The 23427-nt window shown below is 62.7% G+C and carries 20 protein-coding genes; 15 read left to right on the top strand and 5 right to left on the bottom strand.

The features are described from left to right. Window positions 1-29 precede the first annotated feature (29 nt). The gene (locus DMX11_RS20515) at window positions 30-914 is read right to left on the bottom strand and encodes a hemin ABC transporter substrate-binding protein (RefSeq protein WP_110746205.1); all 885 of its coding nucleotides are present in this window, start codon (window positions 912-914) and stop codon (window positions 30-32) included. Window positions 915-1062: 148 nt separating this feature from the next. On the opposite strand from DMX11_RS20515, the gene DMX11_RS20510 reads away from it, so the two are divergent. Next, complete coding sequence (locus DMX11_RS20510; protein WP_110746203.1) at window positions 1063-1380, top strand: Rieske (2Fe-2S) protein; 318 nt, start codon at window positions 1063-1065, stop codon at window positions 1378-1380. Here DMX11_RS20510 and sfsA read toward each other — a convergent pair. Next, window positions 1370-2083, bottom strand: a complete 714-nt coding sequence (gene sfsA, locus DMX11_RS20505; protein ID WP_110746200.1) for a DNA/RNA nuclease SfsA — start codon at window positions 2081-2083, stop codon at window positions 1370-1372. The two genes, DMX11_RS20510 and sfsA, sit on opposite strands and share 11 nt — an antisense overlap. Further along, the gene (locus tag DMX11_RS20500) at window positions 2083-3255 is read right to left on the bottom strand and encodes a pyridoxal phosphate-dependent aminotransferase (protein WP_110746198.1); all 1173 of its coding nucleotides are present in this window, start codon (window positions 3253-3255) and stop codon (window positions 2083-2085) included. The genes sfsA and DMX11_RS20500 overlap by 1 nt, the downstream gene beginning before the upstream one ends. A 210-nt stretch (window positions 3256-3465) precedes the next feature. Between DMX11_RS20500 and dksA the strand changes: the two genes are divergently transcribed. From dksA to DMX11_RS20435, 13 genes are all read left to right on the top strand, one after another. Next, window positions 3466-3912, top strand: a complete 447-nt coding sequence (gene dksA, locus DMX11_RS20495) for an RNA polymerase-binding protein DksA (protein WP_016501618.1) — start codon at window positions 3466-3468, stop codon at window positions 3910-3912. Window positions 3913-3975: 63 nt separating this feature from the next. Beyond that, window positions 3976-4863: a tRNA glutamyl-Q(34) synthetase GluQRS gene (gene gluQRS / locus DMX11_RS20490; RefSeq protein WP_177410770.1), complete on the top strand. Its 888-nt coding sequence runs from the start codon at window positions 3976-3978 to the stop codon at window positions 4861-4863. Between the two features lie 182 nt (window positions 4864-5045). Then, complete coding sequence (locus DMX11_RS20485) at window positions 5046-5222, top strand: hypothetical protein (RefSeq protein WP_003250005.1); 177 nt, start codon at window positions 5046-5048, stop codon at window positions 5220-5222. Continuing rightward, the gene (locus DMX11_RS20480; RefSeq protein ID WP_177410769.1) at window positions 5206-8181 is read left to right on the top strand and encodes a sensor histidine kinase; all 2976 of its coding nucleotides are present in this window, start codon (window positions 5206-5208) and stop codon (window positions 8179-8181) included. Before DMX11_RS20485 ends, DMX11_RS20480 begins: the two co-directional genes overlap by 17 nt. Window positions 8182-8185: 4 nt before the next feature. Then, on the top strand, window positions 8186-9634 hold the full coding sequence (locus DMX11_RS20475; RefSeq protein WP_110746192.1) for a sigma-54 dependent transcriptional regulator: 1449 nt from the start codon (window positions 8186-8188) through the stop codon (window positions 9632-9634). Between the two features lie 768 nt (window positions 9635-10402). Next, on the top strand, window positions 10403-11791 hold the full coding sequence (locus DMX11_RS20470) for a polynucleotide adenylyltransferase PcnB (protein WP_110746189.1): 1389 nt from the start codon (window positions 10403-10405) through the stop codon (window positions 11789-11791). Continuing rightward, window positions 11788-12267 (top strand): 2-amino-4-hydroxy-6-hydroxymethyldihydropteridine diphosphokinase, encoded by a 480-nt coding sequence (gene folK / locus DMX11_RS20465; protein ID WP_110746186.1) that lies wholly within the window; start codon window positions 11788-11790, stop codon window positions 12265-12267. The genes DMX11_RS20470 and folK overlap by 4 nt, the downstream gene beginning before the upstream one ends. Window positions 12268-12529: 262 nt before the next feature. Beyond that, complete coding sequence (gene panB / locus DMX11_RS20460) at window positions 12530-13330, top strand: 3-methyl-2-oxobutanoate hydroxymethyltransferase (RefSeq protein ID WP_110746184.1); 801 nt, start codon at window positions 12530-12532, stop codon at window positions 13328-13330. Beyond that, window positions 13327-14190 (top strand): pantoate--beta-alanine ligase, encoded by an 864-nt coding sequence (gene panC, locus DMX11_RS20455; protein WP_110746182.1) that lies wholly within the window; start codon window positions 13327-13329, stop codon window positions 14188-14190. The genes panB and panC overlap by 4 nt, the downstream gene beginning before the upstream one ends. 176 nt (window positions 14191-14366) lie before the next feature. Beyond that, window positions 14367-16031 carry a glucose-6-phosphate isomerase gene (gene pgi / locus DMX11_RS20450; RefSeq protein WP_110746180.1) on the top strand — a complete coding sequence of 555 codons (1665 nt, stop codon included), beginning with the start codon at window positions 14367-14369 and terminating at the stop codon, window positions 16029-16031. Between the two features lie 195 nt (window positions 16032-16226). Further along, window positions 16227-18161 carry an acetate--CoA ligase gene (acs, locus tag DMX11_RS20445; protein ID WP_110746178.1) on the top strand — a complete coding sequence of 645 codons (1935 nt, stop codon included), beginning with the start codon at window positions 16227-16229 and terminating at the stop codon, window positions 18159-18161. A 43-nt stretch (window positions 18162-18204) separates the two neighbouring features. Further along, the gene (locus DMX11_RS20440; protein ID WP_110746176.1) at window positions 18205-19074 is read left to right on the top strand and encodes an oxygenase MpaB family protein; all 870 of its coding nucleotides are present in this window, start codon (window positions 18205-18207) and stop codon (window positions 19072-19074) included. A 78-nt stretch (window positions 19075-19152) separates the two neighbouring features. Next, entirely contained in the window at window positions 19153-22089 is a 2937-nt protein-coding gene (locus DMX11_RS20435) for a DUF748 domain-containing protein (RefSeq protein WP_110746174.1), read from the top strand. 57 nt (window positions 22090-22146) lie between these two features. Here the strand turns inward: DMX11_RS20435 and DMX11_RS20430 are convergent, their stop codons facing one another. Next, window positions 22147-22560 (bottom strand): VOC family protein, encoded by a 414-nt coding sequence (locus tag DMX11_RS20430; protein ID WP_019752964.1) that lies wholly within the window; start codon window positions 22558-22560, stop codon window positions 22147-22149. A gap of 60 nt (window positions 22561-22620) precedes the next feature. On the opposite strand from DMX11_RS20430, the gene DMX11_RS20425 reads away from it, so the two are divergent. Then, on the top strand, window positions 22621-22923 hold the full coding sequence (locus DMX11_RS20425) for a putative quinol monooxygenase (RefSeq protein WP_110746172.1): 303 nt from the start codon (window positions 22621-22623) through the stop codon (window positions 22921-22923). A gap of 75 nt (window positions 22924-22998) precedes the next feature. Here the strand turns inward: DMX11_RS20425 and DMX11_RS20420 are convergent, their stop codons facing one another. Next, complete coding sequence (locus DMX11_RS20420; protein WP_012274238.1) at window positions 22999-23349, bottom strand: BON domain-containing protein; 351 nt, start codon at window positions 23347-23349, stop codon at window positions 22999-23001. Window positions 23350-23427 lie beyond the last annotated feature (78 nt).

The raw sequence follows: 23427 nt of genomic DNA, 5'->3' as shown, positions 1-23427 counted from the left end.
GAACAACGTTCGTGGCTGTACCCGCTGTTTCATTGTGCGAAGCTGACCCTGGCTGCCGGGTAGAACGCATTTGCCAGCGATCGCAAGGTCGCCGGCAGGCGTGGGCCGAGCCCACCGACCAGCAGTGTCGGGTCGAGTGACACCAGGCGTGTTTCCCGCACGGCACGCGAAGCGGCCAGCGCCGGGTTTTCTTTCAGCAGCGCCTGCAAAGCCTGTTCATCCGCCAACGCCCGGTCGGAGAACACGATTACATCCGGGTCCAGCGCTGCCAATGCTTCGTTGGAAAAATGCTTGTAGCCCTGATGCTCCGCCAGGTTGCGCCCACCTGCCTGGTCCAGCAGCCAGTCACCCGCGGTGCCCTGCCCGGCGATCAGCGGCTTGGCCCCGGCATGCCCGACCAACAGCAACACCCCCGGCGCCTTGTGCCCGGCCTGGGCCTGCTTGACCTTGGCCTGCACGGCTTCAATCTGCTGGTGGTAACCGGCCGCCAAAGACGAAGCCTGTTCTTGAGCGCCAAGCAACTGCCCTAGATGCTTGAGGTTCTCATCCACCGCCGCCAACTCGGCCTTGCTGGAGAACAATTCCACCCGCACGCCCGCCTTGCGGATTTGCGCCAGTACCGGTGGCGGGCCCATTTCATCTGTGCCCACCAGCACATCCGGGCGCAGGCTGAGAATGCCTTCGGCCGACAGTTGGCGCTGGTAACCCACGCTGGGCAGTGATTTCAATGAGGCCGGGTGCTGGCTGGTGGTGTCCACGCCAACCAGGCGTGCTTCACCGCCCAGCGCGGCGATCCACTCGCTCAGTGCGCCACCGGCACTGACCCAGCGTTGCGGCAGCTCGGCCGCCAGGGCCTGGGTAGAGAGCACAAGGCTTGCACACAGGGCGAGCAAAGCGGCGGGACGGCGCATCATCGGGTTCCTTCTGAAGGCGGGCCGCGCGCCTTGTGGCGGGCGGCGGAACTGCGCACCATAGGCAGCCGGGCGCAGCGAATGCGGGCAATTTGATAATTATTCGCATTGACGCGTCAAGCCATCATCTGTTTCACGAGTCGTCCTTGCCATGCACTTCCTCTGTACTTCACACAGCCTGGCCGAAGGCCACAGCCGCGCCTTCAGCGTAGACGGCCTCGAACTGTTCGGCGTGCGCCGCCAGGGCCAGGTGTACCTGTACCGCAACCGCTGCCCGCACAAGGGTATCCCGTTGAACTGGGCAGAAGATGCGTTTCTCGATGACAGCGCCAGCCTCATCCACTGCGCCCACCACGGCGCGTTGTTCCTGATCGAAAGCGGCGAATGCGTGGCCGGCCCCTGCGAGGGCGAGCAACTTCAGGCCATTGGCTGCCACGAGGACAGCCACGGCATCTGGTTCAAGGGTTGAGCAGCACGGGCAGGCGGCGGTCGATGACGATGCCCTCGGCGTCCAGGCGCGTGCCATAGGCCAGCACCTCGACGCCATCGGCCACTGCGGCGCGCAACGCCTGGGCATAGACCGCGTCGATTTCTGCCGCCGGGCGCACGGCGTCGACGCCGGTCAGGTTCACGCAATACAACTGCACGGCTCGCACACCCTGCCGGGCCAACGACGCCAACTCGCGCAGGTGCTTGGCGCCGCGCTGGGTCACCGCATCGGGGAACGCTGCAACAGTGCTGTCGGGGTAACCCAGGGTAACGCTCTTGACCTCGACATAGGCCGGGGCGCCATCGAACTCCAGGCGGAAGTCGATGCGGCTGCCCTCCTCGCCATAGGCCACTTCACGCTTGAGCGCGGTAAACCCGGCCAGCTCGGCGATAGTGCCAGCGCGCAAGGCCTCTTCGACCAAGGCATTGGCCCGACCCGTATTCACGCACGCCAGCCGGCCCTGCGGGGTTTCGCTGATTTCCCAGGTGCCCGGCAGCTTACGCTTGGGGTCGTTGGTGCGGCTGAACCATACCTGCCCGCCTTCACGCATGCAGTTGAGCATGGAGCCGGTATTCGGGCAGTGGATGGTCATCAGCTCGCCGCTGGCCAATTCGATATCAGCGAGAAAACGTTTGTAGCGGCGCAGCAGGCGGCCTTGCTCAAGATCGGGAGAAAAACGCATCAGCCTTGCCAACTCCGCAGGCCCCGGGCAATTCGCTGTACCGCTTCTTCCAGGCGCGGCAGGCTCTGAGTGTAGGCAAAGCGCACATGATGCCCGGCCAGGTGGCGCCCGAAGTCCAGGCCTGGGGTGAAGGCCAGGTGCTCGGTCTCGAGGAAGTGCCGGCAGAAGGCGAACGCATCACCGCCAAAAGCACTGATATCGGCGTACAGGTAAAACGCACCCTGTGGCTCGACGGCAATGCCAAAGCCCAGTTCGCGCAGGGCAGGCAACAGGTAGTCGCGGCGGCGGGCGAACTCGGCGCGGCGTTGCTCCAAAATGGCCAGGGTTTCCGGCTGGAAACACGCCAGCGCGGCATGTTGGGCCATGCTCGGTGCACTGATGTACAGGTTCTGGGCCAGCTTTTCCAGGTCGGCCACTGCACCCGGGGGCGCCACCAGCCAGCCCAGCCGCCAACCGGTCATGCCGAAATACTTGGAAAAACTATTCAGGACAAACGCCGAGTCATCGACTTCCAGCACGCTCGGCGCATCCATGCCATAGGTCAGGCCATGGTAAATCTCGTCCACTACCAAGTGGCCATGGCGCTCGTGGGTGGCCTTGGCAAGGCTGGCCAGCGCGTCACGGCCCAGTACGGTGCCGGTTGGGTTGGCAGGCGAAGCGACCAGAGCACCGACGGTATCCTGGTCCCAGTGGCGCTCGACCAGGTCGGCGGTCAGCTGGTAATTCACCTCCGGGCCCACCGGTACCAGTTGCGCCCCGCCCTCGACCAGGCGCAGGAAGTGGCGATTGCACGGGTAACCCGGGTCGGCCAGCAGCCAGTGCTTGCCCGGGTCGACCAGCAGGCTGCTGGCCAGCAGCAGCGCGCCAGAGCCACCCGGGGTAATCAGAATGCGCTCCGGGTCGATGCCCAGGCCATAGCGCTGCTCATAAAAGCCCGCGATCGCCTCGCGCAGGGCCGGCAGGCCTCGTGCTGCGGTGTAGCGCGTGTGCCCGGCCGCCAGCGCGGCCTGGCCGGCGGCGACGATCGGCGCGGCCGTAGTGAAGTCCGGCTCGCCGATTTCCAGGTGGATCACGTCGTGCCCGGCAGCTTGCAGCTCATTGGCCCTGGCCAGCAGCGCCATGACGTGGAAGGGTTCGATGGCGCGGCTGCGCGCACTGTAGGGGTGGGCCATGACCTTCTCTCAATTGGGTCTAAACTGGAGATTCTACCTCTGCACGCCAACGAACGTACGGCTCGCGCCGATGTCAACAAGCAGGATCGGGCGGGGTAGCGCACCCCCGATCTATCTGGTAAGTTCGGCGGCTCGCAGTCGCAGGGCCGGCGGTCGCCGGGGATGGAGCATCCTGCGCATTGGATCAGATGAGTGAGAGGCGGTCTATTCATGTCCACCGTAGAAAAGCAAAAAACCGGTCAAACCATGTACGGTGTCGAGCCCTATAAAGAGACCAAGGGCGAAGAGTACATGGGCGAGCCCATGAAGAAGCACTTCACCAAGCTTCTCAATGCCTGGAAAGGCGAGCTCATGCAAAGTGTGGATCGCACTGTAGACCACATGAAGGATGAAGCTGCGAACTTCCCTGACCCGGCCGACCGTGCCAGCCAGGAAGAAGAATTTGCTCTGGAGCTGCGCAACCGTGACCGCGAGCGCAAGCTGATCAAGAAAATCGACAAGACCCTGCAGAAGATCCAGGACGAAGATTACGGCTGGTGCGAATCGTGCGGTATCGAAATCGGCCTGCGCCGCCTCGAAGCCCGCCCAACCGCCGACCTGTGCTTCGACTGCAAGGAAATCGCCGAGAAAAAGGAAAAAACGGTCGGCAAAGGCTGATCTTTCTTCCACCTGAACGGGGCGCATCATGCGCCCCGTTTCATTTATATGCCCAGCCAGACCATGACCCACTCCAGCTACATCGGGCGTTTCGCCCCCACCCCCAGCGGTTTCCTGCACTTTGGCTCGCTGGTGGCCGCCCTCGCCTCCTGGCTTGATGCCCGCGCCGTCAATGGCCGCTGGCTGCTGCGCATGGAAGACACCGACCCACCCCGTGAAATGCCCGGTGCCCGGGATGCGATCCTGCAGACGCTCGAGCGCTACGGCCTGGCGTGGGATGGCGAGGTTGTGTTCCAGAGCCAGCGCCACGATGCCTATGCCGCAGTAGTCGACCGCCTGTTCAACATGGGCCTGGCCTACGCCTGCACCTGCTCGCGCAAGCAGTTGGAGGGCTACAACGGCATCTACCCAGGCTTGTGCCGTAACGCCGGGCATGCCCGTGAAGGCGCGGCGATCCGCTTGCGGGTGCCGGAGCTTATCTATCGTTTTACCGATCGGGTGCAGGGGGAATATCAGCAACACCTGGGCCGTGAAGTGGGCGATTTCGTCATCCAGCGGCGCGACGGGCTTTATGCATACCAGCTAGCGGTGGTGCTGGACGATGCGTGGCAAGGTGTTACCGACATCGTGCGCGGCGCCGACCTGCTCGACAACACCCCGCGCCAGCTATACCTGCAGGAGCTGCTGGGCTTTTCGCAACCACGCTACCTGCATATACCGCTGATCGTGCAGCCGGATGGGCACAAGCTGGGCAAATCGTACCGCTCGCCGCCACTGCAGGCGGAGCATGCTACACCGCTGCTGTTGCGGGCATTGCGGGCGCTGGGGCAGGAAACAGACCCGGAACTCCTGCTGGCTACACCGGCTGAAGTGCTGGCAGTAGCGCGCACCCAATGGCGGCCGGATGCCATCGCGCAGCGGACCACGGTGCCAGAAGCTGATTTGCGCTGAACCTTTACCGGCGCCTTCGCGGGCATGCTCGCGAAGGGGCCGCCACAGGCAAAGGCTCCCTGAACACAAAAGCCCATTAAATTCAAACCCTTGGCGAACGCTGTGGATTCCCGCTAGCATCCCCCCTGCCATTTGCGCCAATAATAAGTTCAAGCCCGCAGCGCCCAACCATCGAGGCCAGCATGTACATCTATCGTTTGGTCCTGCTTTTGGTCGTGGGGATCTACCTGTTCTCCCCGGCCATCATGGACTGGTGGATCGAACCGACCGGAGCCTGGTACCGCCCCTACCTGCTCTGGCTGATCCTGATCGTCGTCACCTTTATCCTGCAGAGCCAACGAGATGCCGATGAGCTTTAGTCTGACCCAGATGATCCTGATCAGCGCCGGGTACCTCATGGTGCTGTTCGGCGTGGCCTGGATCAGCGAGCGTGGGCTGATCCCGCGCGCAATCATTCGCCACCCACTTACCTACACCCTGTCGCTGGGCGTGTATGCCAGTGCCTGGGCTTTCTATGGCTCGGTGGGCCTGGCCTACCAGTACGGCTACGGCTTCCTCGCCTGTTACCTGGGGGTGTCCGGCGCGTTCCTGCTGGCACCGGTGCTGCTGTACCCGATCCTGAAGATCACCCGCACCTACCAGCTTTCATCACTGGCCGACCTGCTGGCGTTCCGTTTTCGCAGCACCTGGGCCGGGGCTTTGACCACCATCATCATGCTGATCGGCGTGCTGCCGCTGCTCGCCCTGCAGATTCAGGCGGTGGCCGACTCGATCAGCATCCTCACCGGTGAGCCAGTCAAGGCCCGGGTGGCATTTGCCTTCTGTACACTGATCATCCTGTTCACCATTTTCTTCGGCTCGCGGCACATCGCCACGCGCGAAAAGCATGAAGGCCTGGTATTCGCCATCGCCTTCGAGTCGGTAATCAAGCTGCTGGCACTGGGTGGCATTGGCCTGTATGCGCTATACGGCGTGTTCGGCGGCCCACACGAGCTGGAAGTCTGGCTGCTGCAGAACCAGACCGCCCTGGCAGCCCTGCACACTCCGCTGCAGGAAGGCCCATGGCGCACCCTGCTGCTGGTGTTCTTCGCCTCGGCCATCGTCATGCCGCACATGTACCACATGGCCTTCACCGAAAACCTCAACCCGCGCTCGCTGGTCAGCGCCAGCTGGGGCCTGCCGCTGTTCCTGCTGCTGATGAGCCTGGCGGTACCGCTGGTGCTGTGGGCCGGCCTGCGCCTGGGCGCCAGCACCAACCCCGAGTACTTCACCTTGGGCCTGGGCATTGCCGCGAACAACCAGGCTCTGGCGCTGCTGGCTTATATCGGCGGCCTGTCCGCCGCCAGCGGGTTGATCATCGTCACCACCCTGGCCCTGTCGGGGATGGCCCTCAACCACTTGGTACTGCCGCTGTACCAACCACCGGCCGAGGGCAATATCTACCGCTGGCTGAAATGGACCCGTCGGGCGCTGATCGTTGCCATCATTACCGCCGGGTTCATGTTCTACCTGACTCAGAACAACCACCAGAGCCTGGCCAATCTGGGTATCGTCGCCTTCGTGGCGACATTGCAGTTCCTGCCAGGGGTACTGTCGGTGCTGTACTGGCCAACCGCCAACCGCCGCGGCTTCATCGCCGGGCTGCTGGCCGGTACCCTGGTCTGGATGGTAACCATGCTGCTGCCGCTGCTGGGCAACCTGCAGGGTTTCTACATCCCGCTGCTGGACATGATCTATGTGCTGGACGATACCAGCTGGCACATGGCGGCCATTGCTTCGCTGGCGGCCAACGTGCTGCTGTTCACCCTCATCTCGCTGTTCACCAACGCCAGCAGCGAAGAGGTCAGCGCCGCCGAAGCCTGCGCGGTGGACAACGTGCGCCGCCCGCAACGCCGGGAACTGCACGCTGCCTCTCCGCAGGAATTCGCTACCCAGCTGGCCAAACCGCTGGGTGCCAAGGCTGCGCAAAAAGAAGTGGAGCAGGCCCTGCGTGACCTGTACCTGCCGTTCGACGAGCGCCGCCCCTATGCCCTGCGCCGCCTGCGCGACCGAATCGAGGCCAACCTGTCGGGCCTGATGGGGCCAAGCGTGGCCCAGGACATGGTCGAAACCTTCCTGCCGTACAAGTCCGGTAACGAAAACTACGTGACCGAGGACATCCACTTCATCGAAAGCCGCCTGGAAGACTACCACTCGCGCCTGACCGGCCTGGCTGCCGAACTGGATGCCTTGCGCCGTTACCATCGGCAGACCCTGCAAGAGTTGCCCATGGGTGTCTGCTCACTGGCCAAGGACCAGGAAATCCTCATGTGGAACAAGGCCATGGAAGAGCTCACCGGCATTGCCGCCAAGCACGTGGTCGGCTCACGCCTGGTGACCATCGGCGAACCCTGGCGCGGCCTGCTGCAAGGCTTCATCAATGTGCCCGACGAGCACCTGCACAAGCAGCGCCTGGCCCTGGACGGCCAACCGCGCTGGCTGAACCTGCACAAAGCGGCGATCGACGAGCCGCTGGCCCCGGGTAACAGTGGCTTGGTACTGCTGGTGGAAGACCTTACCGAAACTCAGGCGCTGGAAGACAAACTGGTGCATTCCGAGCGCCTGGCCAGCATTGGCCGCCTGGCTGCGGGCGTGGCCCACGAAATCGGCAACCCCATCACCGGCATCGCCTGCCTGGCGCAGAACCTGCGCGAAGAACGCGAAGGCGATGGCGAGATCACCGAGTTGTCCAGCCAGATCCTCGAACAGACCAAGCGCGTGTCGCGAATCGTCCAGTCGCTGATGAGCTTCGCCCATGCCGGCGGTAGCGTCCAGAACAGCGAAGAACCCGTGTGCCTGGCCGAAGTGGCACAGGACGCCATCGGTCTGCTGGCGTTGAACCGGCGCAATTTCGAAGTACAGTTCTTCAACCTCTGCGACCCGGACCACTGGGCCGAAGGGGACCCGCAGCGCCTGGCCCAGGTGCTGATCAACCTGCTTTCCAATGCCCGCGATGCCTCGCCGCCCGGCAGTGCCGTGCGTGTGCGCAGCGAAGCCAGCGAGCACACCGTCGACCTCATCGTCGAGGACGAGGGCAGCGGGATCCCGAAGAACATCATGGACCGCCTGTTCGAACCGTTCTTCACCACCAAGGACCCGGGCGAAGGAACCGGACTGGGGCTCGCTCTGGTCTATTCCATCGTGGAAGAGCATTATGGGCAAATCACCATCGACAGCCCGGCCGATATCGAACGGCAACGTGGCACCCGGATCCGCGTGACCCTGCCCCGGCATGTCGTAGCGACGTCCCCTGAAATTCGAGACCGTCGAGAGAATTGAATCAATGCCGCATATTCTGATCGTCGAAGACGAAACCATCATCCGCTCGGCCTTGCGTCGTCTGCTTGAGCGGAACCAGTACCAGGTCAGCGAAGCCGGCTCGGTGCAGGAAGCCCAGGAACGCTTCAGCATTGCCACCTTCGACCTGATCGTCAGTGACCTGCGCTTGCCAGGCGCGCCTGGCACCGAGCTGATCAAGCTTGGCCAAGGCACCCCGGTGCTGATCATGACCAGCTACGCCAGCCTGCGCTCGGCGGTGGACTCGATGAAAATGGGCGCGGTGGACTACATCGCCAAGCCCTTCGACCACGACGAGATGCTGCAGGCCGTGGCACGCATCCTGCGCGACCGCCAGAACGCTCCGGCCGCTGCACCGGCTGCCGAGCCACGCGTCAGCAATGGCAAGGCTGCCCCAGCCGAAAAAGGTAGCGCCACAGCGGCCAATGGCGAAATCGGCATCATTGGCTCGTGCCCACCCATGCAGGACATGTACAGCAAGATACGCAAGGTCGCACCCACCGACTCCAACGTGCTCATCCAGGGCGAGTCGGGCACCGGTAAAGAGCTGGTGGCCCGCGCCCTGCACAACCTGTCCCGACGGGCCAAGGCACCGATGATCTCGGTAAACTGTGCGGCCATTCCCGAAACACTGATCGAGTCCGAACTGTTCGGCCACGAAAAAGGTGCGTTTACCGGTGCCAGCGCGGGTCGCGCCGGCCTGGTGGAGGCTGCCGACGGCGGTACGCTGTTCCTCGATGAAATCGGCGAATTGCCGCTCGAAGCCCAGGCCCGCCTGCTGCGTGTCCTGCAGGAAGGCGAGATTCGACGGGTAGGTTCGGTGCAGTCGCAAAAGGTCGATGTGCGCCTGATCGCAGCGACCCACCGCGACCTGAAAAACCTTGCCAAGGCTGGGCAGTTCCGTGAGGACTTGTACTACCGCCTGCACGTGATCGCCCTGAAGCTGCCGGCCCTGCGCGAGCGCGGCAGCGACGTGAACGAGATTGCCAGTGCCTTCCTCGCCCGCCAGCGCGCACGCATCGGCCGTGACGACCTGCACTTCTCGGCCGAGGCCGAGCAGGCCATTCGTCACTACAGCTGGCCAGGTAACGTCCGTGAGCTGGAAAACGCCGTGGAGCGGGCGGTGATTCTTAGCGAGAGCGCAGAAATTTCCGCCGACCTGCTGGGTATCGACATCGAGCTGAGTGACCTGGAAGAGGATGACCTCCTCGACAATGCCTTGGTCGCAGCGAGTTCTGGCGGCAACAATGCCAGCCACGAGCCGACCGAAGACCTGTCGCTGGAGGACTACTTCCAGCATTTCGTGCTCGAGCATCAGGACCACATGACCGAGACCGAACTGGCACGCAAGCTCGGCGTCAGCCGCAAGTGCCTGTGGGAACGCCGTCAGCGCTTGGGCATTCCACGGCGCAAGAGCAACGCCACCAGCGAGTAATTGAGTTCGGCACAGCATTTATGTCGCCTTCGAGATCGAGCGCCGCACGGGCGCTCGATCTCGAAGGCGCTGAGTGCTTGACGGAGAACACCGCAGGTAACACCTCAGTCCCCCCAAAAATCTGTTACCCCACCTTTCCGCCGTAACAGTTCCCGAGGCGTACGGTAACGAAATCCCGCCATTTTGGACCTACCGGAAATCGCCAAACCCTCTCAAGCCCTTGATTTTAAAGGATTTACAAAAGTTGGCACGGCACCTGCTATATGCTTAGTACAAAAACAATAACAAGCACTGAATCTAAAATAAGAACAAGACGAAACGGCTCACGCACAATAAAAACAAGACGGCGGAGGCGCAGCTAACTGATTCTTTTGGAGAGGATGCGTGTTTGGGGCTTGCCCCACGACCAGGCAGAGAACAACAAAAACTGCACTAAAAAGCAGCGCCTGAACTGGTTGGATCGACAGATCAACGTGACATCAGCGGCCAAAGCAATCCGTTTGCTCTTTACCCCCGGTTTGGGGGTCGTCCACAAGCTTTGAGATTTGTGGGCAGGGCACTCAACAAAAACAAGAAGCCCAGCAAAAAAATAATAAGAGCACGCAACGACACTTCTTGGGGAGCTTAGGCTCCCCTTGTCGTTTCTGTCTTCCTGGCAGGCATCCTGCTACCCGCCTACACCATTCCCTGAGTAAATGCTAGAATCCCCGCCCATCATGCGGCCATTCTCCTATTCTTGGCCGAACATTCCTTCAAACAGTGCATCCCATGCTGAAGAAGCTGTTCCAGTCGTTCCGCCCGCCCGTACCGGGCCAGCACCACAGGCGCACCACGCCTGAGGTGATCAACAAGAGCCAGCACTCGCTGCAGCGCCACCAGTTCAGCCGCCATGCGGTGAACATTGTCGAGCGCCTGCAAAGTGCCGGTTACCAGGCTTACCTGGTCGGTGGCTGTGTCCGCGACCTGATGCTCGGCATTACGCCGAAGGACTTCGACGTCGCCACCAGCGCCACCCCCGAACAGGTCCGAGCCGAATTCCGTAACGCGCGCATCATTGGTCGCCGCTTCAAGCTGGTCCACGTGCATTTTGGCCGTGACATCATCGAAGTCGCCACTTTCCGCGCCCACCACTCGGACGAAGACCAGGGTGACAGCCACCGTTCGTCGCATAACGCCAGTGGTCGTATCCTGCGTGACAACGTGTACGGCACCCTTGAAGAAGACGCGCAACGCCGCGACTTCACCATCAATGCCCTGTACTACGACCCGGTCAGCGAGCGCATCCTCGACTACGCCAACGGCGTGCACGATGTGCGCAACCGCCTGCTGCGGCTGATCGGCGACCCTACCCACCGCTACCAGGAAGACCCGGTGCGCATGCTGCGCGCGGTGCGTTTCGCCGCCAAGCTGGACTTCGGTATCGAGAAGCACACATTCAAGCCGATCCGCGAACTGGCGCCATTGCTGCGCGAAATCCCGCCGGCGCGCCTGTTCGAAGAATGCCTCAAGCTGTTCCTGTCCGGCCAAGGCGCCATCGCCTTCGAAATGCTCGTCGACCTGGAGCTGTTCGAACCTTTGTTCCCGGCCAGTGCGCACGCCCTGGAAGAGCGCCCAACCTACACCCACACGCTGATCAGCCAGGCACTGAACAACACCGACCTACGAGTGAAGCAAGGCAAACCGGTGACGCCTGCCTTCCTGTTCGCTGCACTGCTGTGGCCTGCCCTGCCGGCGCGTGTACTGCACTTGCAGAACCAGGGCGTGCCGCCGATTCCGGCCATGAATGGCGCAGCCCACGACCTGATCGCCGAGCAATGCGCGCGCATCGCCATTCCCAAGCGCTTCACCCTGCCGATCCGCGAGATCTGGGACATGCAGGAGCGCCTGCCTCGCCGCAGTGGCAAGCGCGCCGACATGCTGCTGGACAACCCGCGCTTCCGCGCCGGTTACGACTTCCTGCTGCTGCGTGAATGTGCCGGAGAAGAAACCGACGACCTGGGCCAGTGGTGGACCGATTACCAGGATGCCAACGACAGCGAGCGTCGCGAGATGATTCGTGAGCTGGGCAGCCGTGACGAAGGTAGCGCAGCCGGCCCGCGCAAACGCAAGCGCAGCGGCAGCAAACGCAAGCGCAGTGGTGACGAGGCGTTCGAGTGAAGACGCGCGCCTACCTAGGCCTGGGCAGCAACCTGGACGCACCTGCCGAACAGCTGCGCAGCGCCTTGCAGGCGCTCGACCAGGTTGAAGCCACACGTCTGGTGGCAGCCTCGGCCTTGTACACCAGCGATTCGCTGTTACCCGGCCAGCCGCGTTACACCAACGCCGTCGCTGCCGTGGACACCGCCCTGGCGCCACTGGCCCTGCTCGATGCGCTGCAGGCCATCGAAAACGGCCAGGGCCGCGTGCGCACAGAGCGCTGGGGGCCACGTACGCTGGACCTGGATATCCTGCTGTTCGGCGACCAGGTGCTCGACGAGCCACGCCTGAAAGTGCCCCATTACCACATGCATGCTCGCCCTTTCGTACTGTACCCGCTGGCCGAACTGGTACCGGGGGACTTCCGCCTGGCCGATGGCCGCGCCCTCGCGCAACTGCTCGACGACTGCCCATTCGTCGGCCTGGAACGCCTGTGAACCGGGCGTTCCAGGCGGCTACACACTCCCGGTAACGCCCGTAACACCCTGATCGTAACAATGCGGTAACAGGGTGATTGACTTCCCCCACCTCGCTCACGACTATAGGCGTCCCGTGTGGCACCAAAGTGCCGCATACCCGTATTTAGGCCCGGACGGACCTGTGCCCGAACATCACGCGCGATGATGTGCCGCTCCGGAAGATGACTACACACGTTGAATGCAGTCGTTTTTTACAGCGCCTGAACGAGGAATTTCCGACATGCCTGAAGTAACCCTCACCACCCTCAATGGCCTCAAGGCCAAGGGTGAAAAGATCACCATGCTGACCTGCTACGATGCGACTTTCGCCAAGGCAGCGAGCCAGGCCGGCGTTGAAGTGTTGCTGGTAGGCGACTCGCTGGGGATGGTCCTGCAAGGCCACGACAGCACACTGCCGGTCACCACTGCGGACATGGCCTACCACACCGCCAGCGTCAAGCGTGGCAACCATGGGGCGCTGATCCTCGCCGACCTGCCGTTCATGGCCCATGCCACCCCGGAACAAGCCTTTGCCAACAGCGCCACGCTGATGCAGGCCGGCGCCCACATGATCAAGATAGAAGGCGCGGCCTGGCTGGGCGAAACCATCCGCCTGCTGGCCGAGCGTGGCGTGCCGGTGTGCGCGCACATGGGCTTGACCCCGCAAACCGTCAACGTGCTGGGCGGCTACAAGGTGCAGGGCCGCCAGGAAGCCCAGGCCCGGCAAATGCGCGCTGACGCCATTGCCTTGGAGCAGGCCGGTGCGGCCATGCTGCTGCTCGAATGCGTTCCCAGCGAACTGGCGGCAGAAATCACCAATGCCGTGGGCATCCCGGTAATCGGCATTGGCGCCGGCAGCGCCACCGATGGCCAGGTTCTGGTGCTTCACGACATGCTTGGCCTGTCGCTGAGCGGCCGGGTCCCCAAGTTCGTGAAGAACTTCATGCAAGGCCAGCCAGATATCCACAGCGCCCTCGTCGCTTACGTCGAGGCCGTCAAGCAAGTCAGCTTCCCAGGCAGCGAACACGGGTTCAGTGCATGAATACAGTCAAGACCGTCCGCGAACTGCGCGCGGCAGTAGCCCGCGCACGCGGTGAAGGCAAGCGCATCGGCTTCGTGCCGACCATGGGCAACCTGCACAGCGGCCACGCCGCGCTGGTGACCAAGGCGGCGCAGCGTGCCGATTTCGTGGTCGCCAGTATCTTCGTCAACCCGCTGCAGTTCGGTGCCAACGAAGACCTCGACAAATATCCGCGTACCCTTGCCGCCGACCAGGAACGCCTGCTGCAGGCCGGCTGCAACCTGCTGTTCGCGCCCACCGTGGAAGAGATGTACCCCGACGGCATGACCGTACAGACCCGCGTCAGCGTGCCCGGGCTTTCCGAAGGCCTGTGCGGCGCCAGCCGACCCGGGCATTTCGAGGGCGTGGCCACGGTGGTCAGCAAGCTGTTCAACATGGTCCAGCCGGACCTTGCCGTGTTCGGCGAGAAAGACTTCCAGCAGTTGGCGGTTATCCGCGCCATGGTGCGGGACCTGAACATGCCGATCCAGATCATTGGCGAACCGACCGTACGGGCGGAGGATGGCCTGGCGCTGTCGTCGCGCAATGGTTACCTCACGCCGGAGCAACGTGCGACTGCGCCGGTGCTGTACCGTACGTTGCAGCACATTGCAGCGGCCATCAGCCGTGGCCAACGGGATTTTGCCGCACTGGTCGCTGAAGGGCAGGCACAGCTGAGTGCTGCGGGTTTGCGCCCGGATTATCTGGAAGTGCGCCATGCTGTGAGCCTGCGCCCGGCCGTGATCGATGATCGAGACCTGGTGGTGATTGCGGCGGCTTACCTGGGTAACACACGGTTGATCGACAACCTTTACCTGCATGTGGAAGAAAAAACCGCGTAACGGCCTGGGCTGCCTGGCAGCCCATTCGCGGCAAGAGCCCGCTTCCACAGGGGCTCCAAAATCACTCCGCCATACCCATTCCCAGCGCGTGGCCTTTGCCTATAATGATGCCAGCCTGAACCCGGCAACGACTGCCGTGTCCAAGGCCTCACCACGCACCAAGGGAATCCCGCGCAATGGCGTATTACCGTACACCCCACGATGTGACGGCGCTGCCCGCCTGGCAGGCGCTTCAGCAACACCGCGACGCCATGCAGAGTTTCAGCATGCGCGAAGCCTTCGCCGCCGATGCCAAACGCTTCGACCAGTTTTCCCTTAGCGCCTGCGGCCTGTTCCTCGACTACTCGAAAAACCTGATCACCGAGCAAAGCCGCGACCTGCTGGTCAAACTGGCCGATGAGGTGGGCCTGCAGGACGCCATCAAGGCGATGTTCGGCGGCGAAATCGTCAATGCCTCCGAAGGCCGCCCGGTGCTGCACACCGCGCTGCGCCGGCCCGTGGGCGACAAGCTCAGTGTCAATGGCACGAACATCATGCCGGAAGTGCACAAGGTACTGAACCAGATCACCGAGCTGGTTGGCCGTATCCACGATGGGCTGTGGCGCGGCTACAGCGAAAAGCCGATCACCGACGTGGTCAACATTGGCATCGGCGGCTCCTTCCTTGGCCCAGAGCTGGTGTCCGAGGCGCTGTTGCCCTATGCCCAGCGCGGTGTTCGCTGCCATTACCTGGCAAACATCGACGGCAGTGAGTTCCACGAGCTGTCGGCCAGCCTGCGGGCCGAAACCACCCTGTTCATCGTCTCGTCGAAGTCGTTCAACACCCTCGAGACGCTGAAAAAGGCCATGGCCGCTCGTCCCTGGTACCGGGCCCAGGGCGGGTCGGAAGCCGAGCTTTACCGCCACTTCATCGCCGTTTCCAGCAATAAGGCCGCCGCGGTGGCCTTCGGTATTCGCGAAGAGAACATCTTCCCGATGTGGGACTGGGTGGGCGGGCGTTATTCGCTGTGGTCGGCCATCGGCCTGCCAATCGCCCTGGCCATCGGCATGGCCAACTTCAAGGAACTGCTGTCCGGTGCCTACACCATGGACCAGCACTTCCAGACCGCGCCATTCGACAAGAACATGCCGGTACTGCTGGCCCTGCTGGGCGTGTGGTACGGCAATTTCTGGAATGCCAGCAGCCACGCGATCCTGCCGTACGACCATTACCTGCGCAACATCACCAAGCACCTGCAGCAGCTGGACATGGAGTCCAACGGCAAGAGCGTGCTGCAGGACGGCACCCCGGTGAAGACCGACACTGGCCCGGTGATCTGGGGCGGCGTCGGCTGTAACGGCCAGCACGCCTACCATCAGTTGCTGCACCAAGGCACCCAGCTGATTCCGGCCGACTTCATCGTACCGGTCGTGAGCTTCAACCCGGTGGCCGACCATCACCAATGGCTGTACGCCAACTGCCTGTCGCAGAGCCAGGCGCTGATGCTCGGCAAGACCCGCGACGAAGCCGAAACCGAATTGCGTGGCAAAGGCCTGAGCGAAGCGGACATCGAAAAGCTGGCCCCGCACAAGGTGATCCCGGGTAACCGCCCGAGCAACACCTTGGTGGTCGAGCGTATCAGCCCGCGTCGTCTCGGCGCGCTGGTGGCGATGTACGAGCACAAGGTGTTCGTGCAGAGCGTGATCTGGGGTATCAATGCCTTCGATCAGTGGGGCGTGGAGCTGGGCAAGGAGTTGGGCAAGGGCGTATACCAGCGCCTGGTCGGCAGCCTGGAAGACAGCGCCGAAGACGGCTCTACCCAAGGCCTGATCAACTATTTCCGCGGCCGTCACCGCGGTTGATTCGAGACCTTCGCTAGCCTCTTCGCGGGTTTGCCCGCCCCCGCAGGCACAACACAGCCGTCCACGGCTGTGCGGTACCTGTGGGAGGGCAAGCCGGCGAGGTGGCCTGCACAGGTTGAACACCGCTCCCAGCTACACTGTCCTATCGAATAGCCGTTGCAGTCCCTCGCCCCTTACAAGAGCAGGACCACCGCCATGTTCGATATCCGCAATTACCCCCAGGCCCTGGCCGTCAGCCAGTCCGCCGCCCTCACCCCCGAAGACTACCGCCGCCTCTACCGCCAGTCGGTCGAAGACCCAGACACCTTCTGGGCCGAACAGGCCAAGCGCCTGGACTGGATCAAACCCTGGTCAAGCGTGCAGCAATGCGACCTGCGTACCGGCAAGGCCCGCTGGTTCGACGGCGCTCAACTCAACGTCAGCTTCAACTGCATCGACCGTCACCTGGCCAAGCGCGGCGAACAGACCGCCCTGCTTTGGGAAGGCGACGAGCCGGGCGACTCCAAGGCCATCAGCTACCGCGAACTGCATCGCCAGGTTTGCCGCCTGGCCAACGCGCTGAAAGCACGCGGGGTAAAAAAAGGCGACCGGGTGTGCATCTATATGCCGATGATCCCTGAGGCGGCGTTCGCCATGCTCGCCTGCACCCGCATCGGCGCCATCCACTCGGTCGTGTTCGGCGGCTTCTCGCCCGATGCCCTGCGCGACCGCATCCTCGATGCCGACTGCCGCACGGTGATCACAGCCGATGAAGGGGTGCGCGGTGGCAAGCGCATCCCTCTGAAACAGAATGTCGACAAGGCACTGGCCAGTTGCCCTGCAGTCAGCAGCGTGTTCGTGGCGCGTCGCACGGGTGGCGATGTCGCCTGGACCGAAGGCCGCGACCTCTGGTACCACGAGGCAACGGAACAGGCAGGCGACACTTGCGCCCCCGAGCCGATGGATGCCGAAGACCCGCTGTTCATCCTCTACACCTCTGGCAGCACCGGCAAACCCAAGGGGGTAATGCACACCACTGGGGGTTACCTGCTGCAGGCGACCATGACCTTCAAGGTCGTGTTCGACTACCGTGACGGCGAGGTGTTCTGGTGCACCGCCGACGTTGGCTGGGTCACCGGCCACAGCTACATCGTCTATGGCCCGCTGGCCAATGGTGCGATTTCGCTGATGTTCGAGGGCGTGCCCAACTACCCAGACACTTCGCGCTTCTGGCAGGTGGTGGACAAGCACCAGGTGAATATCTTCTACACCGCCCCGACTGCGCTGCGTGCGCTAATGCGCGAGGGCTCGGCGCCACTGCAGAGTACCTCGCGCAAAAGCCTGCGCCTGCTGGGCAGCGTCGGCGAACCGATCAACCCCGAAGCCTGGGAGTGGTACTTCGAGGAGGTAGGGCAAAAGCGCTGCCCCATCGTCGATACCTGGTGGCAGACCGAAACCGGCGGCATCATGCTCACGCCACTGCCGGGCACGCAGTCACTCAAACCCGGCTGCGCCACCCAGCCCATGTTCGGCGTGCAACCGGTGCTGCTGGACGAAAAAGGCCAACCGATCGAAGGCCCCGGCGCCGGCCTGCTGGCGATCAAGGCCAGCTGGCCCGGACAGATCCGCAGTGTCTACGGCGACCACCAGCGTATGGTCGACACCTACTTCAAGCCCTTGCCCGGCTACTACTTCACCGGTGACGGTGCCCGCCGCGATGCCGATGGCGACTACTGGATCACCGGGCGCATCGACGATGTGATCAACGTTTCCGGGCACCGCATCGGCACCGCTGAAGTGGAAAGCGCGCTGGTACTGCATGACAGCGTGGCCGAAGCAGCGGTGGTCGGCTACCCCCACGACCTCAAGGGCCAGGGCGTCTACGCCTTCGTCACGACCATGAATGGCGTGTCGCCGGATGACGCACTGAAGGCCGAGCTGCTGGCCCTGGTCAGCAAGGAAATCGGCAGCTTCGCCAAGCCCGAGCTGATTCAGTGGGCACCCGCGCTACCCAAGACGCGCTCAGGCAAGATCATGCGGCGTATACTGCGCAAAATCGCCTGCAATGAGCTGGACAACCTGGGCGATACATCGACCCTGGCCGACCCCAGCGTGGTGCAAGGCCTGATCGACAAACGCCTCAATCAGTAACCGGCGGCCATCGCTCCTGGCCGCCCTGCCCCCGCAGGTCGCCATGGAAGCCCTTCGCCGCCGCATCGAAACCCAGGTCATGAGCCTCACCGGGCTGGCCCTCGGCCAGCTCGACCTCGAATCGCCCAAAGGCGACCCTGGCCTGTTCGGCCCACACAGCATCAGCTGGCAGGTACACGGCGACTTCCCGAGCATGCTCGTGGGCGGGATCAGTGCGCTGATGTTGCAGTTGTTGCATCCGCTGGCCCTCGCCGGGGTCTGGGACCATTCCAATTTTCGTGAAGACCTGCTGGGCCGCCTGCGCCGTACCAGCCAGTTCATCTCCGGTACTACCTTCGGCGCCACAGGCGATGCTGAATGGTTGATCGACAAGGTCCGCACCATCCACCTGCTGGTGACCGGTACCGCTGCGGATGGCCGACCGTATGCGGCCAGCGACCCGGATTTGCTGACCTGGGTGCATGTGGCGGAGGTCAGCAGCTTTCTCGCCGCCCATCTGCGCTACCGCAACCCACACCTGTCGCCCGCAGAACAGGACGCCTACTACGACGAAATCGCCCTGATTGCCGAGCGCCTCGGTGCACGCGACGTGCCGCGTTCACGCCAGCAGGTGGAAGATTACTTGCAACGCCTGCGCCCGCAGCTGCACTGCGACGCACGCAGCCATGAGGTGATGCAGATCCTGCTAGCGGCCCCCGCACCCAGCCGGCTGGCACAACCAGTGGGCAAACTGATGCTGCACGCGGGTATCGACCTGCTGCCGGGCTGGGCCCAGTCCATGCTCGGCTTGCAGCACGGGCCCTTGCAGCAACGCCTGATCCGCCTTGGCCTGAAACGTACTGCACCGGTGCTGCGCTGGGCCATGCGTGACGGCTCGGCGCACCGTGCCAGGCGGCGCATGGGCATTGACTGAGGGCAAATGGTCCGCCCAGCGGAACTGATTTAACGTGCCATACTCCAAGCACTCCTGCCAAGACAGACGAAGCGACACATGTACAAAGGATTGACTCGCGCCGCTGGCGCAATCGCGGCACTGGTAGCGCTCTACAGCCTGCTCGGCTTTCTCATTGTTCCCGGTGTCGCGCTGCGCATCGCCAACCAGCAGTTGGCCCAGTACGCCACTGTACCGGCCCACCTTGAACGCATCGAGCTCAACCCCTTCAGCCTGGAGCTCACGGTGTGGGGCCTGCAGATTGGCGAGCCAGGCAAGGAGCAGGTCGGCTTCGAGCGGCTATACGCCAACCTCTCGCTCGATAGCCTGTGGACCCGCGCCCTGCACCTGGAAGCAGTCGAACTCGACAAGCCGCGCAATGAAGTGCTGTTCGCCAAGGACGGCAGCCTCAACCTGACCGGGTTGTTCAAGCTGCCGCCCAGCGAGGCCAAAGCCGACGAGCCCCCCAGCGATCCGTTTCCTCTGCGCATTGGCAGCATCAAGCTCAAGGAAGGTTTCCTGCACTTTCAGGACATGCGCCCGAGCGAGCCGATCGAGTTCCTCTACGACAACATGAATCTGGAGCTGAAAAACCTCAGCACCTTGCCTGATGACAACGCCGACATGACCTTGGTGGCCAACGGCCCGAACGGCGGGCGCATCGACTGGAACGGGACCCTGAGCCTGTCACCGATCGCCTCCGAGGGTACGCTGAAGGTCACCGACGCCAAGATGAAACTGTTCTGGCCCTATGTGCGCGATGCCGTACCGCTGGTGCTGGAAGACGGGGTTGTCAGCCTGGATACCCACTACAAGCTCAACCTCGCCAAACAGACCGAGCTGCTACTGGACAACACCTCGGTGCGCATCGCGCCATTCGCCATCAAGGCACCGGACGGCCGACCACTGGCACGCCTGGCCAAGCTTGAAGTGAGCGAGACTTCGGTCGATCTGGTCAAGCAGCTGGTTACCGTGGGCAAGGTCCGTAGCGAAAAACTGGAAACCTGGGCCGCGCTAGAGAAAGACGGCCAACTCGACTGGCAAAAACTGTTCGCCGGCCAGCCGGCCAAGGCTACACCCAAGGAAAAGGCCGAACCGGCCGCCGCTGAGCCTACGCCCGAGGAGAAAGCGGCCAAGGCGCCAGGCAAGCCGTGGCAGGTGCTGCTCAAGGACGTGCAGCTGCGCAACTATCTGGTGCACCTGGCTGACCGTACGCAGAAAGAGCCGGTAGCCTTGGACGTAGGCCCGCTCAACGCCGATCTGCAGGGCTTCGACAGCCTCAACCAGACACCCTTCAACCTCAAGCTGGATACCGGCGTCGGTAAGCAAGGCAAGCTGCAGGCGGCCGGCCAGGTCAACCTGGCGCCGGTGTGGGCCAAGCTCGATGTAAGCACCCGCGATATCGACCTGCGCGTGGCCCAGGCCTACATCAGCCCGTTCATCCTGCTGGAACTGCGCAGCGGCATGCTCTCGACCGACCTCAAGGTCGACCTGAAGAACACCACGCCGCTGGCCTTCAATGTAACCGGCAAGGCGCAGGTCAGCCAGTTGCATACCCTCGACACCATCAAGAGCCGCGACTTCGTCAAATGGCAGCAGGTGAATGTCGACGGCTTGTCCTACGTGCACGGCGACGCACTGTCGATCGACAAGGTGACGCTGCTGCAACCCTATGCGCGCTTCATCATCAACGAAGACCGCACCACCAACGTGAATGATCTGCTGATCCCGCAACCGGCCGACGCCCCCGCCAGCAGCCAGCCCAAGCCGACCACCGCCAGCAACAGCAAACCGCTCGGCATTCGCATCGGCCAGATCGACATCAACGATGGCTCGGCCAACTTTGCCGACCTGTCGCTTACCCCCAACTTCGCCACGGCCATCCAGCAACTCAACGGGCAGATCGGCACCATCGACAACCGCAAGCCGACGCCGGCCAAGGTCGACGTCAAGGGCAAGGTAGACCGCTACGCACCGGTTACCATCAAGGGCGCCCTCAACCCGTTCAACCCATTGGCCAGCCTGGACATCGCCACCAGCTTCAAGCGCGTCGAGCTGACTACCTTGACGCCCTACTCCGGCAAGTTCGCGGGCTACCGCATCCGCAAGGGGCGGCTCAACCTCGACCTGCACTACCTGATCACCAACGGCCAGCTCAAGGCAGAGAACAAGGTGGTGGTGGAGCAGTTGCAACTGGGTGAGAAAGTTGACAGCCCAGATGCGGTCGACCTGCCGATCCGCTTGGCGGTGGCATTGCTCAAGGATACCGAGGGCAAGATCTCGATCGAGCTGCCGGTGTCTGGCGACCTGAACAACCCGCAGTTCAGCGTGATGCCGATCGTCTGGCAGACCCTGCGCAACCTGGTGCTGCGCGCTGCGCAAGCGCCGTTCAAGTTCATTGGCGGGCTGATAACTGGCGGGGGTTCGGAAGACCTCGGCAACGTCGCGTTCGCACCCGGTTCCAGCGAACTCAGCGGTGATGCCCAGTCATCGCTGGACAAGCTGGCGTCGGCACTGAAAGAACGCCCAGAACTTCGCCTTGAAATCGAGGGCACCAGCGCCCAGGCCAGCGATGGCCCGCTGATCGCCCAACAGCGCCTCGAGCGCGAGTACCAGGCCACTTGGTACAAGATCCTGCAGCGTCGTGGCGACAAGGTGCCGGCCAATGCCTCGATGCTGGTTGTTGACGACAGTGACAAACCGGCGATGCTCGAAGGCATCTATCGCACCCGCCTGAAGCAGCAGCCGCCTGCCGAATGGGAACAGCTGGGCCGCGACGAGCGCGCGGCCAAGCTGCGCGAGGCCGTGATCAAATCGTGGGCCGAGAGTACCGCCTTGCTGCGTACCTTGGGGCAGGAGCGGGCCAGCAGCATCAAGGACTACCTGGTCGACAAGGGCAAGCTGGAAGACGACCGGGTGTACTTCATCGATACCAACCTGGGGCAGCCTGAGAGCGATGGCCGGGTGGTGACACCGATGCACCTGGATGCCGAGTAGTCCCTGTTCGCAGGCCCGGCTTCTTCGCGGGTTTACCCGCGAGAAGCCAGCTCGGCTTCAAACCAAACGCTGCCCCGACACTGCCGGGTGGTACAACGGCTGCACCTTGTTCCCGGCCGGGTCCAGCAGGTGGAAGCTACGTGCGCCGTCACCATGGTTGAACGGCCGGTCGAGCAAGGTCACGCCACGGGCCTTGAAGTAGGCATACCAGGCCTCCAGTTCCTCCACACTGTCGACAATGAAGCCGTAGTGATCCAGGGTCTGCAACCCGTTGGCCGCCCCTGCCCCACGCCCCAATGACAGGTTGTCGTTACCACAGGTGAGGTACACCAGGTCCTCATTGGCGCGGTTCAGCACTTCCATGCCCAGCACATCGACGTAGAAACGCTCACATTCCTCAAGGTTGGGCACCAGCAGGGCGATATGGCGCAGGCCGTTCAGGCGGCCAGGGCGGGCGGGCAATTCAGACATTGGCGAAGCTCCATTTTTGTATACAATTCATATTCGAATTTAAAACAAAAGGAGCCATTTGTGTACAGTCTGTTCATCAGAACCCGAGTCAAACCCGGATCCGCTGAAGCTTTCCTAACCGCCATCAAGGCCAATGCCGCAGCCTCCGTTGCCACCGAACCTGGCTGTCTGGTGTTCGATGTGTCACAGGACAGGGTCGACCCGCAAGTGATCTACCTCTACGAGATCTACCGTGATGATGCGGCGTATGACGCCCATACACAGACCGCGCACTTTCGCGACAGCCGGCCTCTGGTGGAACCGCTGATCATCGAGCAGGAGTGCTTCGAAAGCGATGTGATTGCGCGCAACCCAATGTACTAGTCATAACGAACAGCCCCGGCATAGGCCGGGGCTGGTGAAACGGTGGCCAAATCCTTTTGGCCGACGGGACAATCCTTATTCGGACTTCAGGCCATCAGCCGACACGGCCTGTACGCCTTTGATCTTTTTGGCGATGGCAACAGCCATCTCTTTCTGCGCATCGGTCACAGCCACGTCAGACGACAGGGACACAACGCCTTTGTTGGTTTCAACCTTGATATCGCTGCCAGGCACCCCTTTCTCGGTCATCAGGTCAGCCTTTACCTTGGTGGTGATCCAGGTATCGGAGGTTGCTTCCTTGGCTTTGGTCACCTCACCGGCCGCCAGCGTCATTGGGGCCTGGGTGGACTGCTGGGCAAATGCCGCGTTAGCCATGGTCAGGGTCAGAGCGGTAGCAGTAGCGGCAGCAATGGCGAACTTCTTCATGTGGGTCACTCCTGTTTTTTGAAAGGTCTGCGCCGAAGGTCCTGGCGTCAGGTATGAAGGTAGTTGCACGCGCTGTGC

This window comes from Pseudomonas sp. LB-090624 (assembly GCF_003205205.1).
Classification (GTDB): domain Bacteria; phylum Pseudomonadota; class Gammaproteobacteria; order Pseudomonadales; family Pseudomonadaceae; genus Aquipseudomonas.
The sequence above is the reverse complement of the archived record's forward strand: the minus strand, read 5'-3'. Positions and strand labels throughout refer to the sequence as shown.